Source organism: Pseudomonas sp. VS40, assembly GCF_018587885.1.
GTDB classification, from domain to species: Bacteria; Pseudomonadota; Gammaproteobacteria; order Pseudomonadales; family Pseudomonadaceae; genus Aquipseudomonas; species Aquipseudomonas pergaminensis.
Genome location: NZ_JAGYWD010000003.1, coordinates 730,444 through 745,938 on the forward strand (window position 1 = coordinate 730,444; position 15,495 = coordinate 745,938).

At 60.0% G+C, this 15,495-nt stretch carries 13 protein-coding genes; 3 read left to right on the forward strand and 10 right to left on the reverse strand.

Annotation, left to right across the window (positions count from 1 at the left end):
* Nucleotides 1-3 precede the first annotated feature (3 nt).
* From KHP07_RS12515 to KHP07_RS12560, 10 genes are all read right to left on the reverse strand, one after another.
* A complete protein-coding gene (locus KHP07_RS12515) occupies nt 4-1,569 on the reverse strand; it encodes a SpoVR family protein (protein WP_078050429.1) in 1,566 nt (521 codons plus the stop codon).
* Entirely contained in the window at nt 1,566-2,837 is a 1,272-nt protein-coding gene (locus KHP07_RS12520) for a YeaH/YhbH family protein (RefSeq protein WP_034109658.1), read from the reverse strand. The genes KHP07_RS12515 and KHP07_RS12520 overlap by 4 nt, the downstream gene beginning before the upstream one ends.
* Nucleotides 2,838-2,950: 113 nt before the next feature.
* The gene (locus KHP07_RS12525; RefSeq protein WP_078050428.1) at nt 2,951-4,873 is read right to left on the reverse strand and encodes a PrkA family serine protein kinase; all 1,923 of its coding nucleotides are present in this window, start codon (nt 4,871-4,873) and stop codon (nt 2,951-2,953) included.
* A 283-nt stretch (nt 4,874-5,156) separates the two neighbouring features.
* Nucleotides 5,157-5,486 carry a thiosulfate sulfurtransferase GlpE gene (gene glpE, locus KHP07_RS12530; RefSeq protein ID WP_078050427.1) on the reverse strand — a complete coding sequence of 110 codons (330 nt, stop codon included), beginning with the start codon at nt 5,484-5,486 and terminating at the stop codon, nt 5,157-5,159.
* A 32-nt stretch (nt 5,487-5,518) separates the two neighbouring features.
* A complete protein-coding gene (locus KHP07_RS12535; RefSeq protein ID WP_214497273.1) occupies nt 5,519-6,370 on the reverse strand; it encodes a symmetrical bis(5'-nucleosyl)-tetraphosphatase in 852 nt (283 codons plus the stop codon).
* Nucleotides 6,370-6,750: a Co2+/Mg2+ efflux facilitator ApaG/CorD gene (apaG, locus tag KHP07_RS12540; protein ID WP_010206973.1), complete on the reverse strand. Its 381-nt coding sequence runs from the start codon at nt 6,748-6,750 to the stop codon at nt 6,370-6,372. The genes KHP07_RS12535 and apaG overlap by 1 nt, the downstream gene beginning before the upstream one ends.
* A 175-nt stretch (nt 6,751-6,925) precedes the next feature.
* A complete protein-coding gene (gene rsmA / locus KHP07_RS12545; RefSeq protein ID WP_214497274.1) occupies nt 6,926-7,738 on the reverse strand; it encodes a 16S rRNA (adenine(1518)-N(6)/adenine(1519)-N(6))-dimethyltransferase RsmA in 813 nt (270 codons plus the stop codon).
* On the reverse strand, nt 7,735-8,724 hold the full coding sequence (pdxA, locus tag KHP07_RS12550; protein ID WP_099493041.1) for a 4-hydroxythreonine-4-phosphate dehydrogenase PdxA: 990 nt from the start codon (nt 8,722-8,724) through the stop codon (nt 7,735-7,737). Before pdxA ends, rsmA begins: the two co-directional genes overlap by 4 nt.
* On the reverse strand, nt 8,721-10,058 hold the full coding sequence (locus tag KHP07_RS12555) for a peptidylprolyl isomerase (RefSeq protein ID WP_078050423.1): 1,338 nt from the start codon (nt 10,056-10,058) through the stop codon (nt 8,721-8,723). The genes pdxA and KHP07_RS12555 overlap by 4 nt, the downstream gene beginning before the upstream one ends.
* Nucleotides 10,033-12,846, reverse strand: coding sequence for an LPS-assembly protein LptD (locus KHP07_RS12560; protein ID WP_214497275.1), 2,814 nt, complete (start codon nt 12,844-12,846; stop codon nt 10,033-10,035). Before KHP07_RS12560 ends, KHP07_RS12555 begins: the two co-directional genes overlap by 26 nt.
* Nucleotides 12,847-12,976: 130 nt before the next feature.
* On the opposite strand from KHP07_RS12560, the gene KHP07_RS12565 reads away from it, so the two are divergent.
* The 3 genes from KHP07_RS12565 to KHP07_RS12575 are packed head-to-tail and all read left to right on the forward strand — an operon-like array spanning nt 12,977 to nt 15,442.
* Complete coding sequence (locus KHP07_RS12565) at nt 12,977-14,002, forward strand: aminoglycoside phosphotransferase family protein (RefSeq protein WP_214497276.1); 1,026 nt, start codon at nt 12,977-12,979, stop codon at nt 14,000-14,002.
* Nucleotides 13,999-14,673, forward strand: a complete 675-nt coding sequence (gene murU, locus KHP07_RS12570; RefSeq protein WP_078050420.1) for an N-acetylmuramate alpha-1-phosphate uridylyltransferase MurU — start codon at nt 13,999-14,001, stop codon at nt 14,671-14,673. The genes KHP07_RS12565 and murU overlap by 4 nt, the downstream gene beginning before the upstream one ends.
* 1 nt (nt 14,674) lies before the next feature.
* Entirely contained in the window at nt 14,675-15,442 is a 768-nt protein-coding gene (locus KHP07_RS12575; RefSeq protein ID WP_100492017.1) for a TerB family tellurite resistance protein, read from the forward strand.
* Nucleotides 15,443-15,495: the final 53 nt, after the last annotated feature.

Consider the following 15,495-nt stretch of genomic DNA (forward strand, 5'->3'; position numbering starts at 1 on the left):
GTTTCAGAGATGTACGACGGCCAGGTCCAGGCGACCGTAGTCGTTGTCGTTGTGATCGGTGCGCGGTGGCACATGATGGGTCTTCATCACCTGATCGCCTTGCAGGGTTTCCAGATGGATATCGAAGCCCCATAGCCGGTGCAAGTGCTTGAGCACCTCCTCGGTGGACTCACCCAGGGGTTTGCGGTCGTGCTGCTGGTGACGCAAGGTCAGCGAGCGGTCCCCACGCACATCGATGCTGTAGATCTGCACGTTGGGTTCGCGATTACCCAGGTTGTACTGCGCCGCCAGGGTTTCGCGGATGATGCGGTAGCCAGGTTCGTCGTGGATCGCCGGCACTACCAGATCATCCTTGAGATCATCGTCGAGAATGCTGAACAGCTTGAGATCGCGGATTACCTGAGGCGACAGGTACTGCAGGATAAAACTCTCATCCTTGAAGCTGCTCATGGCGAACTTGATGGTGGACAACCAATCGCTGCCAGCGATTTCCGGGAACCAGCGGCGGTCTTCCTCGGTAGGGTGTTCGCACATGCGCCGAATGTCGCGGTACATGGCAAAGCCCAGTGCATAGGGGTTGATGCCGTTGTAGTAAGGGCTGTCGAAGCCGGGCTGGAAGACTACGCTGGTGTGAGAGGTCAGGAACTCCATCATGAAGCCGTCGGTGACCAGGCCTTCGTCGTACAGGTCATTCATCAGCGTGTAGTGCCAGAACGTTGCCCAGCCTTCGTTCATGACCTGGGTCTGGCGCTGTGGATAGAAATACTGGGCGATCTTGCGCACGATGCGCACGATTTCCCGTTGCCAAGGTTCAAGCAAGGGGGCGTGCTTTTCCAGGAAGTACAAGATGTTTTCCTGGGGTTCGGCGGGGAAGCGTGCATTGTCCTTGTCGCTGTTCTTGCCAGCGCGCTTGGGGATGGTGCGCCACAGGTCGTTGATCTGTTTCTGCAGGTGTTCCTCGCGTTCCTTCTGGCGCAGGCGTTCTTCCTCGGCGGAGATCGGGTACGGGCGTTTGTAACGGTCCACGCCATAGTTCATCAGCGCGTGGCAGGAGTCGAGCAGGTCTTCCACTGCGTCGATGCCGTGGCGTTCCTCGCACTGCATGATGTACTGCTTGGCGAACACCAGGTAATCGATGATCGAACTGGCGTCGGTCCAGGTGCGAAACAGGTAATTGCCCTTGAAGAAGCTGTTATGCCCGTAGCAGGCATGCGCCACCACCAGTGCCTGCATGCAGATGGTGTTTTCTTCCATCAGGTAAGCGATGCAGGGGTCGGAGTTGATCACGATCTCGTAGGCCAGGCCCATCTGGCCCCGAGTGTAGGATTTCTCGGTGCTGAGGAAGTGTTTGCCGTAGGACCAATGGTGATAGCCCAGCGGCATGCCCACCGATGCATAGGCATCCATCATCTGTTCGGCGGTGATCACTTCGATCTGGTTGGGGTAGGTGTCCAGGGCATAACCCGCCGCAATGCGGCTGATTTCCCGGTCATAGGCCTGGATCAGTTCAAAGGTCCACTCGGAGCCCGTGGAGATAGGTTGGCGTTTTTGCTCTTTTTTGGCGGTCATGTCACTAACCTGCGCTGGAAGAGTTCACGGAAGACCGGGTAGATATCGCCGGCCGAGACCAATTGCTGCTGGGCGAATGTGTCGGCAAAGGCTTCGCCGATGCGCTCGTATTCGAACCACAGTGCCTGGTGCTCACGGGGGGTGATTTCAACGTAAGTGTAGTACTGCACAAACGGCATGATCTGGTTGATCAGGATGTCGCGGCAGATGGGCGAGTCGTCGTTCCAGTTATCCCCGTCCGAGGCCTGGGCGGCGTAGATGTTCCACTCATTGGCCGGATAGCGTTCGGCCATGATCTCTTGCATCAGTTTCAAGGCGCTGGAAACGATGGTGCCGCCGGTTTCGCGTGAATAGAAGAACTCTTCTTCGTCCACTTCCCGTGCGCTGGTGTGATGGCGAATGAACACGACGTCGATCTTGTCGTAGTTCCGCTTGAGGAACAGATACAGCAGGATGAAGAAGCGCTTGGCGATGTCCTTGGTGGCCTGCGTCATGGAGCCCGACACGTCCATCAGGCAGAACATCACCGCCTTGGAGCTGGGATTGGGCTGTTTGACCAGCAGGTTGTACTTCAGGTCAAAGGTGTCGAGGAAGGGCACGCGATGAATACGCGCGCTGAGTTTCTCGATTTCCGCCTCGATTTCCTGAATATCGCCGAAGTTATCCGGTTCTTCACGCTTCAGGCGCGCCAATTCGTCCTTGGCTTCCTTCAGCTTGGCGCGGCTGCTGCCGGAAAGGGCGATACGCCGGGCATGGGCCGAGCGTAGGGTGCGAATGATATTGATGCGTGACGGGTTGCCCTCGTTGCTGATCCCGGCGCGCACGGTCTTGAACGTGTCGGTGCCGGTCAGGTTGCGCTTGACCAAATTGGGCAGTTCCAGGTCCTCGAACATGAATTCGAGGAATTCTTCCTGGGTGATCTGGAACACGAACTCGTCCATGCCTTCGCCGGAGTTACCCGCCTTGCCCGGGCCTTTGCCGCCGCCACCGCCTTGGGGGCGCTGGATGTGTTCGCCGGTGGTGAACTCCTTGTTGCCTGGGTGCACGACGGTCTGCTTACCGCCCCGGCCGTGGTGCAGCACCGGTTCGTCGATGTCCCGTCCGGGAATGCTGATTTGTTCGCCATGCTCCATATCGGTAATGGAACGGCGGCTGACGGCCTCTTCAACGGCCTTTTTGATGTGGTCACGGTAACGCCGCAGGAAACGCTGGCGGTTTACCGTGCTTTTGTTCTTGCCATTGAGGCGTCGGTCGATCACATAGCTCATGGGGAGCCCTCCGGGCAGCTTCACGTTACAAGCTTCAAGCCGCGAGCTGGAAGCTTAGAGACAAGCGGTCGGCTGCCAGGCCTGAGGCCCGGCAGCGCACGCCTGTCGCTGCCTTACTGCGATTTGCGAACCCGCAGGTACCACTCGGAGAGCAGCCGTACCTGTTTGTCGGTGTAGCCGCGCTCGACCATTCGTGTGACGAAGTCGTTGTGTTTTTGCTGGTCCTCCTTGCTGGCCTTGGCGTTGAAGCTGATGACCGGCAGCAGATCCTCGGTGTTGGAGAACATTTTCTTCTCGATGACCACCCGCAGCTTCTCGTAGCTGAGCCAGGTAGGGTTCTTGCCGTTGTTGTTGGCCCTGGCGCGCAGTACGAAGTTGACGATTTCGTTGCGGAAATCCTTCGGATTGCTGATACCGGCGGGTTTCTCGATTTTTTCCAGTTCCTCGTTGAGCGCTACGCGGTTGAGGATTTCGCCGGTTTCCGGGTCGCGGTATTCCTGGTCCTGGATCCAGAAGTCGGCGTAGAGCACGTAGCGGTCGAAGATGTTCTGGCCGTACTCGCTGTAGGACTCCAGGTACGCGGTCTGGATTTCCTTGCCGATGAACTCGATATAGCGCGGCGCCAGGTATTCCTTGAGGAAGCGCAGGTAGCGCTCGCGGGTCTCCGCCTGGAATTGTTCCTGCTCGATCTGCTGTTCCAGCACGTAGAGCAAATGCACAGGGTTGGCGGCGATCTCGTGCGGGTCGAAGTTGAAGACCTTGGACAGGATCTTGAACGCAAAGCGTGTCGACAGGCCGTTCATGCCCTCGTCCACGCCGGCAGTGTCGCGGTATTCCTGGATCGATTTGGCCTTCGGATCGGTGTCCTTGAGGTTTTCGCCGTCGTACACGCGCATCTTCGAATAGATGTTCGAGTTTTCCGGCTCCTTGAGGCGCGACAGCACGGTGAACTGGGCGAGCATCTTCAAAGTGTCGGGTGCGCAATGAGCCTTGGACAGGGAGCTGTTGAACAGCAGCTTGTCGTAGATCTTGATTTCATCGCTGACCCGCAGGCAGTACGGCACCTTGACGATGTAGATCCGGTCGATGAAGGCTTCGTTGTTCTTGTTGTTGCGGAAGGTGTGCCATTCCGATTCGTTGGAGTGGGCCAGCAGGATCCCGGTGAACGGGATCGCGCCCAGGCCCTCGGTGCTGTTGTAGTTGCCTTCTTGGGTCGCGGTAAGCAGGGGGTGCAGCACCTTGATCGGTGCCTTGAACATTTCCACGAACTCCATCAGGCCCTGGTTGGCCCGGCACAGTGCGCCCGAGTAGCTGTAGGCGTCGGCGTCGTTCTGTGGGAATTCCTCGAGTTTGCGGATATCGACCTTGCCCACCAGGGCCGAAATGTCCTGGTTGTTCTCGTCGCCTGGTTCGGTCTTGGCTACGCCGATCTGGTTGAGGATCGATGGGTAGAGTTTCACCACGCGGAATTGGCTGATATCACCGCCGAACTCGGCCAGGCGCTTGGTGGCCCACGGCGACATGATGGTGTTGAGGTAGCGGCGCGGGATGCCGAAGTCTTCTTCGAGGATCGCGCCATCTTCCGTGGCGTTGAACAGGCCCAGGGGCGACTCGAAGACCGGTGAGCCCTTGATGGCGTAGAAGGGCACCTTCTCGATCAGCTGTTTGAGCTTTTCGGCCAGGGACGACTTGCCGCCGCCGACGGGACCGAGCAGGTAGAGGATCTGTTTCTTCTCTTCCAGGCCTTGGGCGGCATGGCGGAAGTAGGAGACGATCTGGTCAATGCATTCTTCCATTCCGTGGAAGTCTTCAAAGGCCGGATAACGGCGGATCACCTTGTTGGAGAATATTCGCGACAGGCGCGAATTGTTCGAGGTGTCTATCAGCTCCGGCTCGCCAATTGCTAGCAGCAGACGTTCGGCGGCAGAGGCGTAGGTGCTGCGATCCTGTTTGCACAGCTCGAGATACTCTTGCAGCGTGAGTTCTTCCTGCTGTGTGGATTCGAAGCGGTTTTTGAAGTGGCTAAAAATACTCATGACGTCGTCACCTCGCTCGATACGTGGAGCCGACGCCGGATCAATCAGTCGATGCTGGCAGACATTGGCGAACGCCAACGGCTGTTTTCCCCCCAAACACCCTGAAACGCTACCGATGACCCGCACGCCGGTGTACCGGCTCTCCCCTGATTCGGATGGCCTGCGCTTAAGGATAGTTCGGAATCGGAGAGGTCAAGGCGCGATGCGCAATTAGTTTGGCTGCGCCGTTCGTCAGAAACGGCGCGAGCCCAAGCGTCACGCGGGGTAGCGGGGTGTAAAAAAATTATTGCGAATTGCCTGAGGAAATTTCCGCAGGATAGGTCGTGCGCCACAGCTCAAAGCCACCGTCCAGGCTGTAGACGTCGGAGAAGCCCTGGCTGATCAGGTAGGCCGCCGCGCTCTGGCTGGAATTGCCGTGGTAGCAGGCCACGATCACCGGTGCATCGAGGTCGGCAGCGCGGATGAAATCGGCGATGTTGACGTTGTCCAGATGTTGGGCGCCGGTGATGTGGGCAGCCAAATAGGTCGGCTGGTCACGGATGTCGACCACCACTGCACCTCTCTCGCGCAGGGCCTGGGCTTGTTCAGGGGGGATACGTTTGAATTCGCTCATGGCGGGCTCCTTGGGCTTGGCAGCGGCGGCGTCTAGCGCTTGGCGGCGGCCGGCAGTGTAACGGGAAGGGGGGATTCGCACTGGCAGCTGTGGCGCTCGCCCGTGTCGATGTTCATCAGGGTCATGGCGCCGCCCCACACACAACCGGTGTCGAGGGCGAATACGCCGGGTTCATCGCATTTGCCCTCAAGGGCGGCCCAGTGACCGAAGACGATCTTCGTGTCGCGGGTTTTGCGTTCCTTGTGGGCGAACCAGGGTTTGTAGCCGGGCAGTGCGGTGTCGGCACCTTCCTTGCTCTTGAGGTCCAGCTTGCCTTCCGCGGTGCAAAAGCGCATGCGCGTGAAGTAATTCGTGATTACCCGCAGCCGCGTAACGCCCGTGAGGTCGTTGTCCCACTTCACCGGCTCGTTACCGTACATGCCGTCAAGATAAGCGGTGTACAGGTTGTCATCGGCCAGGGCGCTCTCGACTTCGGCGGCACATTTGAGGGCTTTCTTGAGTGTCCACTGGGGTGGGATGCCGGCATGGACCAGCGCCATGTTGCGGCCTTCCTCGTAATGCATGATTTTTTGCCGGCGCAGCCAGTCGAGCAACTCGGCGCGATCGGGCGCTTCGAGGATTTCGCGCAGGGTATCGCCCTTTTTCAGGCGCTCGATGTTATTGCCGGCCGCCAGCAGGTGCAGGTCGTGGTTGCCCAGTACGCACACCAGGGATTCGCGCAGGCTATATAAGTAGCGCAGCGTCTCCAGGGATGCCGGGCCACGATTGACCAGGTCACCGACCAGCCACAGCCGATCGTTGCCCGGATCGAAGCTCACGCGTTCAAGCAGGCACTTGAGGGGCTCCAGACAGCCTTGCAGGTCACCGACCGCGTAGGTTGCCATCAGTGCAGGGCTCCCGGCACTGCAAGGCGGAAGGGCGCAATGATGGCGTCGAACAGTTGGCCGTCGGTGGCTTTCATCTGATACGAGCCCTGCATGGTGCCGACCTTGGAGGTCATCACCGTGCCGCTGCTGTAGGTATGGCTGGCGCCGCTGTCGATCAACGGCTGTTGACCCACCACGCCTGCACCGCGAACTTCTTCGACCTGACCGTCACCGTCGGTGATGACCCAGTGGCGCGACAGCAGCTTGGCCGGCACCAGCCCGTTGTTTTTCACCGTGATGGTGTAGGCAAAGGCGAAGCGGTTCTGTTCAGGTTGCGATTGGTCCGCCAGGAAGCGGGTGACGACGCTGACGTCGATCTGGTAGCGAGGATCGGACATGCAAGAGGCCTTAAAAGCAAAAGCGGAGGACAGCAGATGCGGGTCAGTCTAGGCCAAGAGGAGGGCACTAGGCCAGACTTGCCGTCTGGCCGGGTGGGCACGCCCTTATGGTAGTCGGCTTGCCGGCGATGGCGATCTTGAGGGCGACATCGCCGGCTAGCCGGCTACTACAGGGTTATTCAGCGGCTGGCGTGGGCTGAATGGCAAGCTGGTCAGCCAGGCGCACGAACGCGGCCAGGTCCAGTTGCTCGGGACGCAGGCTGCCGTCGACGCCGGCGGCTTCGATCTCGGCATTGCTCAACAACGCCTTGAGCGTGTTTCGCAGGGTCTTGCGGCGCTGGTTGAAGGCTTCGCGTACGACGCGCTCCAGCAGTTTGTGATCCTTGGCCGGGTGTGGCAGCACGGCATGCGGCACCAGGCGCACGATGGCCGAATCGACCTTCGGCGGCGGATTGAACGCGCCCGGGCCGACGTTGAACAGGTGTTCGACGCGACAGTGGTACTGGACCATGATCGACAGACGGCCCCAATCGCCACCGCCAGGCCCGGCAGCCAGGCGTTCCACCACTTCCTTTTGCAGCATGAAGTGCATGTCGCGGATGATCCCGGCATTGTTCAGCAGGTGGAAAATCAGCGGCGTAGAGATGTTGTATGGCAGGTTTCCCACTACCCGCAGGCTGTTGGGCGCGGCGTTGAGGGTATTGAAGTCGAACTTCAATGCATCACCTTGATGCAGCTTGAAGTTGGGCATGCCGGCGAACTGCTGGTTGAGGATCGGGATCAGGTCCTTGTCCAACTCAACCACGTCCAATTGGCCGCCACTGGCCAGCAGGCCTTGAGTCAATGCGCCCTGGCCTGGGCCGATTTCCAGCAGACGGTCTTCGGGCTTGGCATGGATGGAGCGCAGGATACGGTCGATCACGCCAGCGTCGTGCAGGAAGTTTTGCCCGAAGCGCTTGCGCGCCCGGTGTTGGTAATGCTCAGTCATATACGGGTCTCGGCCATCTGATAGGCGGTTTCCAGGGCCACGTGCAGGCTGCCGGTATCGATCTTGCCACTGCCCGCCAAATCCAGGGCGGTGCCATGGTCGACGGAGGTGCGGATGATCGGCAGGCCCAGTGTCACGTTGACTGCGGCGCCGAAGCCTTTGTATTTAAGCACCGGCAGCCCCTGGTCGTGGTACATCGCCAGCACTGCATCGCAGTGCTCCAGATATTTGGGGGTAAACAGAGTGTCCGCAGGCAGTGGGCCGCGCAGGTCCATGCCTTCTTGGCGCAGACGCTCCAGGGTTGGTTCGATGATGTCGATTTCTTCATGGCCCAAGTGGCCGCCTTCACCGGCGTGGGGGTTGAGCCCACAGACCAGGATGCGCGGTTGGGCGATGCCGAACTTCTGTTGCAGGTCGGCGTGCAGGATGCGCGTCACGCGTTCCAGTCGTTCGGCGGTGATGGCATCGGCAATCTCACGCAACGGCAAGTGCGTGGTCACCAGAGCGACCCGCAGGCCGCGCGTCGCCAGCATCATCACCACTTGTTCGGTGTGGGTCAGCTCGGCGAGAAATTCGGTGTGACCGGAAAACGCGATGCCGGATTCGTTGATCACGCCCTTGTGCACTGGCGCAGTGATCATGCCGGCGAAGTCGCCGTCGATGCAGCCTTGCCCCGCGCGTGTCAGGGTTTCCAGCACGAACGCTGCATTGGCCTTGTCCAGTTGCCCGGCAACCACCTTGGCCTGCAGCGGGGTGTCCCACACGTACAGGCTGCCGGCGGGGGCGGGCAGGTCGGGCCAGTTGCCTGGCGCCACCTTCAGCAAGTTGACAGCCACACCCAGTTGCACGGCCCGCTCAAGGAGCAGGTCGTGGCTGGTAATGGCAATCAGGGGGTGTGGCTGGGGTTGCGAGGCGAGCAGCAGGCACAGGTCAGGACCAATGCCGGCCGGCTCGCCGGGTGTCACCGCGAAACGCTGGGGTTTCACTGAACGGCCTGGTCGGTGCCTGTCTGGGCGCCTGGCAGCTTGTTCTCAACGTAGGCTTCGTCGCGGATCTGACGCAGCCAGGTTTGCAGCTCTTCGTCGTATTTGCGGTTACGCAGCACGTTCAACGCTTGTTGCTCGCGGGCCTGGCTGGTGTTGTCGGTGGCGCGACGGCCAAGGACTTCCAGCACGTGCCAGCCATATTGGGTCTTGAACGGCTTGGACAGCACGCCTTGCGGGGTGTCGGCCATCACTTGCTGGAACTCTGGCACCAAGGCTTTAGGGTCGATCCAATTCAGGTCGCCACCGTTGAGGGCAGAACCCGGATCTTCCGAGAAGCTCTTGGCCAGGGTGGCGAAGTCTTCACCGCTTTCGATGCGGTCATAGATCTTCTGGGCCAGTTCCTTGGTTTGGGCTTCAGTGCGGATTTCGCTTGGTTTGACCAGGATATGACGAACATGCACTTCGTCTTTCAGCGAGGTCTCGCCACCGCGACGTTCCAGCAATTTCAGGATTATGAAGCCACCTGGCGTACGGGCTGGCTGGGTGATGCCGCCCACTTCCATTGCGCTCAGTTCACGATCGAAGGGAGGTGGCAGTTGAGCGGCTTTACGCCAGCCCATGTCACCGCCTTCGAGGGCGTTGTCGCTGCCGGATTGGGCAATGGCCATCTGGGCAAAGTCGGCACCGGCTTTAAGGCGATCATAGATAGCCTGGGTCTTGGCGGCGGCTGCATTGAGCTGCTCGGAGTTGGCGCTGTCCGGTGTCGGGATCAGGATGTTGGCCAGATGCAGTTCTTCGGAAAGCTGCATCTTGCCCAGGTCGGATGCCAGGAAGTTCTTCACTTCCTGTTCCGATACCTGGACCCGCTCGGCAACACGGCGCTGACGCACACGGCTGATGATCATTTCACGGCGGATCTGGTCACGGGCGTCCTCATAGGACAAACCGTCGTGGGCCAGGGCTGCACGGAACTGGTCAATGCTCATGTTGTTGCGCTGGGCAATGGTGCCCACGGCCTGGTTCAGTTCTTCGTCCGAAATACGGATGCCGGAACGATCACCGATCTGCAGTTGCAGGTTTTCGACGATCAAGCGTTCCAGTACCTGTTGGTCCAGGACGCTGGTCGGTGGCACGCCACCGCCACGCTTGGCGATGGTTTGCTGGACTTCCTTGACGCGCTGGTCCAGTTGGCTCTGCATGATCACATCGTTATCGACGATGGCCACGACCTTATCCAGTTCTTGAACCGCAGCGTGCGCCGATGCGGTACCCAGGAACAGCGCGCCCAGCACTAGCGGGCGCAGACAATCAGAAAGCTTGGTTTTCACGTTCACGATAACCTTCAATGCCTTTGTCGAGGAAGCTCTCTACCTTGGCGCCGGTCAGGCCGCCGAGTCCTTTGAGGACGATCTGGAAGAAGAGCCCGTGGTCACCCTTTTCGTTAAGCGGGGCGATCTGGCTGTATTCGTCGTTGGAAACCCAGTAACGGTTGATGACGCGCAGTTTCCAGCAGCAGTTGTCGTACTCGAAACCACCGAAGGCTTCCAGGGTACGGTTGCGGGCGTAGTCATACTGCCAGCGGGTGATCAGGTTCCACTGAGGAATGATCGGCCACATCATCGAGAAGTCGTGTTGTTGGATTTTGTAGTAATCCTTCACGAAATTCGCGTCGCCTGGCTGGCCGTAGTCACCACCAAACTGCCATTTGCCGGTCAGCTGGTTGTAGACAACCTGGTCGTTACGATAGCGATAACCCACGTTGATGATCTTGTTCGGGTTGTCTTCCGGCTGGTAGTGGAGCATCGCGCTGCCGGAACGGGGACTGTGTTCCTCGGTGTCCCAGTTGTAGTCGGCAGTGGCGCGCCAGTCGCGGTTGAAGCGGAACTCATAGTCCAGGGCAACCGGGGAAACATCCGACTGTGCATCAGCACGGTCAGCCGCCAGGATGCCTGGCAATTGCACTTCACGATCCTTGAAGTACAGCGCCTGGCCCACGGACACGCGCTGACGCTCGAAGCCATTCTCTTCGATCCAGCGGCTGGTCAGGCCCAGGGACAGCTTGTTCTCGTCGCCGATCCGGTCGGAGCCGCTGAAGCGGTTGTCGCGGAACAGCGAAGCGTAGCTGAACGAGTACTCGCTGGTGTCGAAGACCGGGATATCAGCCTGGTCCTTGTTCGGCACGTACAGGTAGAACGCACGTGGCTCGAGGGTCTGGCGATAGTCTTTGCCGAACCAGTTGGTATTGCGATCGAAGTACAGGCCGCTGTCGATGCTGGCCACTGGGACCGCACGGTCTTGGGAGCTTTTGAAGGTGCCACCGGCGTACTGTGTTCCATTTGCCACCGATGTAGCCTGGTCAGCAATGATCTGGTTCTTGCCGATGTTGTCCAGGTCCAGGTCGTACTTGGTGTACACGTACTTGAGCTTCGGTGTAACGAAGCCGTAGGTCCAGTTCATCGGGTATTCGACGGCTGGTGCTACGTTCAGGCGGGTACCGTTTGCACGGGTCAGGCCACGCACGTAGGTGTCCAGGCGTGCTTCGGTTTCACCGTTTTCATTGGTGAAGTTGCCGTTCTCCAGGTCGCGATCGAAGCGCACGGCTTCGGTCTCGTAGCTGAAGTTCAAGCCGCCCGGGTGATACGGCAGCTGACCATTGAAGGTGATCTGCGGCAGGCGGTTATACGGAGTGACCTGCGAAATCGTTGCCAGCTGGTAGGCCTGCAGGTTCAAGCGCGCCTGGAAGGTGTCGCCGCGATAAGTCACGGCACCTTGCTGGTTCACGTAGTCGCGACTCTCTACACCTTCCTGGTAGGACTTGAGGTCCTGGAAGTAGTAGGGATCGCTGATCGTGGTGTAGTCGACCTCGGTCAGTACGCGCGAATCCAGCCCGCCCTTGTGCTGCCAGTTGAGCATGTAGCGGGTTTTTTCGTAGTCGGTCTGACGCTTGCGTTCGTCGTTGTCGTCGTTCAGGTACGCGCCGCCGAACTGGCCTTCGCTGGACTTGGTGAGGTAGCGGAATTCGCCTTCCATCATCATGCCGCGCTTGGTCATGTATTGCGGGTACAACGTGGCGTCATAGTTCGGCGCCAGGTTGAAGTAGTACGGCGTCACCAGGGTAAAGCCGGTTTCGCTACCGGTGCTGAAGCTCGGTGGCAGGAAGCCGGATTGACGACGGTCGTCGATCGGGAAGTAGATGTAAGGCGTATAGAGGATCGGGATGTTCTTGACCCGCAACGTCGCGTTGGTGGCCGTACCGAAACCGGTGGCCGGGTTCAACGTGATGTTGTTGCCCCTGAGCTGCCAGGCGTTGCTGTCTGGCTCGCACGTGGTGTAAGTACCGTCCTTGAGACGGATGATCGCGTTCTCGGCACGCTTGGCGTACAGCGCGTTACCGCGGATGCGCGACTTGTGCAGCACGTATTCGGCGTTGTCGATCTGGGCCGCGCCGGTGTCGAGTTGCACTTCGGCATGGTCGCCCACGATCAGCGCACCGTTGTCGCGCAGACGGACCTTGCCGTTCAGCTCGCCACGGTTTTCTGCTTGGTACAGGCTGGCTTCTTCCGACTCCAGCTGCATGCTGCCCTGGCGCATGACGACGTCACCGGCCAGGGTCGCGACTTGCTGTTCCTGCTCGTAACGAGAGGCCTTGGCACCGATGAAGGTAGGCGCATCGCTCTTGTTCGTCTTGTCGTTCATGCCAGGACGAGTCGGCTCGATGTACGCACCGCCGCAGTAAGGACCGGTTTCGGCCAACTGTGCGGCGGTCAGCTTCTCGCGGGGTACCCAGTCCAGGTGGCTGTAGTCGGCGCTGCGCGAACGCAGGCCACGGCCCTTGGATTCGGTGACCAGTGCGGTCTTGGGCTCGGCCTCGGCTTTGCCGCCAGCATCGGCTTGCGCCGTGCTGTTGGCGGAGCTGACGGCTGCACCGTCATGCACCGGGCGTGGTGGCAACGGGGCTGCGGCGGTTTTTGGCGCGCAATCCCAGGCACCCGAAGCAGAGACTGAGCAGTCATACTGTTCCGCGGCGACCACGAATGAGGTGGCGAAGGGTTGCAAGGCCAGCAGACTGCCGGTTACCAGCAACGGAAATTTTCTACGAAACGCGGGGGATTTCAATGCCATCTTATTAGTCCGGGCTTCCTGCGTGCCATCTGCCCGCGGTTTGGGCCGCACGCCTCTCGATGGTCTGAAAAAGATGCGTGATAATAAAGCATGCCCCGCTTGACGGCTAGCGCCGTCGGAGACCCTTGTAATGCCCGAGCAAGATCTACGTTTACAACAGCTGGAAGTCTGGCTGGATGAGCAGTTGCCGATCCTTTTCAACGCTCAAGACTGGGGTGCCGTACCCCCGGCCACATTGACCGCGGCCAGCAGCGACGCGAGTTTCAGGCGCTACTTCCGTTGGGAAGGCGGTGGCCGGACCTTCGTGGTCATGGACGCTCCACCCCCCCAGGAAAACTGCAAACCTTTCGTCGATATCGCTCATTTCCTGGCGAAGTCGGGAATAAATGTTCCAAAAATTTACGCAGAAGATTTGCCGCGAGGCTTTCTTTTGCTCAATGACCTGGGCAGAAAAACCTACCTGGACGTGATTGACGACAAAAACGCCGATCAATTGTTTGCCGATGCCATCGACGCCTTGCTGGCTTTCCAGCAACTGCCGATGGACGCGCCGCTGCCCAGCTATGACGTCGCCTTGCTGCGCCGCGAGCTCGAATTGTTTCCTGAGTGGTACGTGCGTCGGCACCTGGGTATCGAACTCGATACACAGCAACAAGCGCTTTGGCAGCGTGTCAGTGACCACCTCATTGACAGCGCCCTGGCGCAGCCGAAGGTGCTGGTGCACCGCGACTATATGCCACGCAACCTGATGATCAGCGAGCCGAACCCAGGCGTGCTGGATTTCCAGGACGCGGTCTACGGGCCGGTCACCTACGACATCACGTGTCTGTTCAAGGACGCCTTCCTCAGTTGGCCCAAGGCGCGCGTGCGGGATTGGCAGCGCGGCTATTGGGCGCGTGCCGGGCAACTGGGCATTCCAGTGCAGCCGGATTTCGAAGACTTCCTGCGCGCCAGCGACTTGATGGGCGTGCAGCGTCACCTCAAGGTCATCGGGATTTTCGCGCGCATTTGTCATCGCGACGGCAAGCCACGCTACCTGGCCGACGTGCCGCGCTTCTTTGCTTATATAGAAGCAGTGCTGGCGGACCGGCCGGAACTGAGCGAACTCGGTGAGCTGCTGGCCAGCCTGCGTCAGCCCGTCGAGGCGAGCGTATGAAGGCCATGATCCTGGCCGCTGGCAAAGGCGAGCGGATGCGTCCACTGACCTTGCACACGCCCAAGCCGCTGGTGCAGGCCGGCGGCAAGCGCTTGATCGAGTATCACCTGGAGGCGCTGGCCAAGGCTGGCTTCACCGAGATCGTGATCAACCACGCCTGGCTCGGCCAACAGATCGAAAGCTACCTGGGGGACGGTGCGCAGTTTGGCCTGCGCATCCGTTACTCCGCAGAAGGCGAGCCGCTGGAAACCGGCGGGGGAATTTTCCAGGCGTTGCCATTGCTGGGGGACGAGCCTTTCCTGGTGGTCAATGGCGACATCTGGACCGATTACGACTTCACCCAGCTCAAGCAGCCGATCAAGGGCCTGGCTCATTTGGTGATGGTCGATAACCCGGCGCATCACCCTTCGGGTGGCGATTTCTACCTTGATCAAGGTTTGCTTCATGATGCAGCGGCCGGTGCCGATAACCTGACCTTCAGTGGCATTTCCGTCCTCGACCCCAAGCTGTTCGCGGGTTGCAGCGCGGGTGCCTTCAAGCTGGCGCCGCTGTTGCGAGCGGCCATGGCCAAAGGTCTGGTAACGGGGGAACACATGGCGGGACGCTGGATTGATGTCGGCACGCTGGAGCGCCTGGCGCAAGTCGAAACCCTGCTGACAGCGGGGCAGTAAGATGCTGTGGCCAGGGACGCTGATCGGCGCCGGGGCTGGCTTTGCCATTGCCAGTATTCCGGGGGCCATGTTGGGTGCACTGTTGGGGCAGGCGCTGGATCGCCGCCTGCAACTGCAGAGTTGGGCGCAACTGCGCGAGCGCCTGGGCGGGCGCCCGGCATTGCGCAATGACGAATTGTTGTTTGTGTTGCTGGGGCGCTTGGCCAAGAGCAATGGGCGAGTGGTGGATGGGCATATCCAGCAGGCGCGCCAGGAAATGCGCGCGCTGGACATGAGTGACTCAGCCCAGCGCCGTGCGATTGCGGCGTTCAATCGCGGCAAGTCCGGTTCCGATCGGGTTCGCAGTTATCTACGTGTGCTCAAGGCTCAACCTCATGCCGCGGAGGGTGTATTGCGCGCGTGTTGGCGCATGGTCTGGGCGGATGGCAAGGCGAGTGACGCCGAGCGCGACCTGATCGACCTCTGGGGCAAGTGGCTGGGCTGGACGCCGCAGCAACTCCAGGCACTGGCCGCCGACTTTACGCCGGAGCGCAAGCCACTGGTCAGTCGGGGCCCCACTTATCAGGATGCGTTGCGTTTGCTGGGCGTGACCGCCACTACCGAGCCGTCGATGATTAAACGGGCTTATCGCCGCCTGCTCAGTCGCCATCATCCGGACAAGATTGCCGGTACCGGCGCCAGCGCCGCGCAAGTGCGTGAGGCCACCGAGCGTACTCGCGAGTTGCACAACGCCTATGCGTTGATCCGCGAACGCCGGGATTTCCGTTAGTTTTCACTTCCTCACGTTGATAACCCGTTCCCGTTTGGGAGCGGGCTTGCTCG

Excerpts from the sequence above, each read along its gene's own strand:
- KHP07_RS12515 (WP_078050429.1), bottom strand. The coding sequence starts at position 1,569 with ATGACCGCCAAAAAAGAGCAAAAACGCCAACCTATCTCCACGGGCTCC.
- KHP07_RS12520 (WP_034109658.1), bottom strand. The coding sequence starts at position 2,837 with ATGAGCTATGTGATCGACCGACGCCTCAATGGCAAGAACAAAAGCACG.
- KHP07_RS12525 (WP_078050428.1), bottom strand. The coding sequence starts at position 4,873 with ATGAGTATTTTTAGCCACTTCAAAAACCGCTTCGAATCCACACAGCAG.
- glpE (WP_078050427.1), bottom strand. The coding sequence starts at position 5,486 with ATGAGCGAATTCAAACGTATCCCCCCTGAACAAGCCCAGGCCCTGCGC.
- KHP07_RS12535 (WP_214497273.1), bottom strand. The coding sequence starts at position 6,370 with ATGGCAACCTACGCGGTCGGTGACCTGCAAGGCTGTCTGGAGCCCCTC.
- apaG (WP_010206973.1), bottom strand. The coding sequence starts at position 6,750 with ATGTCCGATCCTCGCTACCAGATCGACGTCAGCGTCGTCACCCGCTTC.
- rsmA (WP_214497274.1), bottom strand. The coding sequence starts at position 7,738 with ATGACTGAGCATTACCAACACCGGGCGCGCAAGCGCTTCGGGCAAAAC.
- KHP07_RS12560 (WP_214497275.1), bottom strand. The coding sequence starts at position 12,846 with ATGGCATTGAAATCCCCCGCGTTTCGTAGAAAATTTCCGTTGCTGGTA.
- KHP07_RS12565 (WP_214497276.1), top strand. The coding sequence starts at position 12,977 with ATGCCCGAGCAAGATCTACGTTTACAACAGCTGGAAGTCTGGCTGGAT.
- murU (WP_078050420.1), top strand. The coding sequence starts at position 13,999 with ATGAAGGCCATGATCCTGGCCGCTGGCAAAGGCGAGCGGATGCGTCCA.
- KHP07_RS12575 (WP_100492017.1), top strand. The coding sequence starts at position 14,675 with ATGCTGTGGCCAGGGACGCTGATCGGCGCCGGGGCTGGCTTTGCCATT.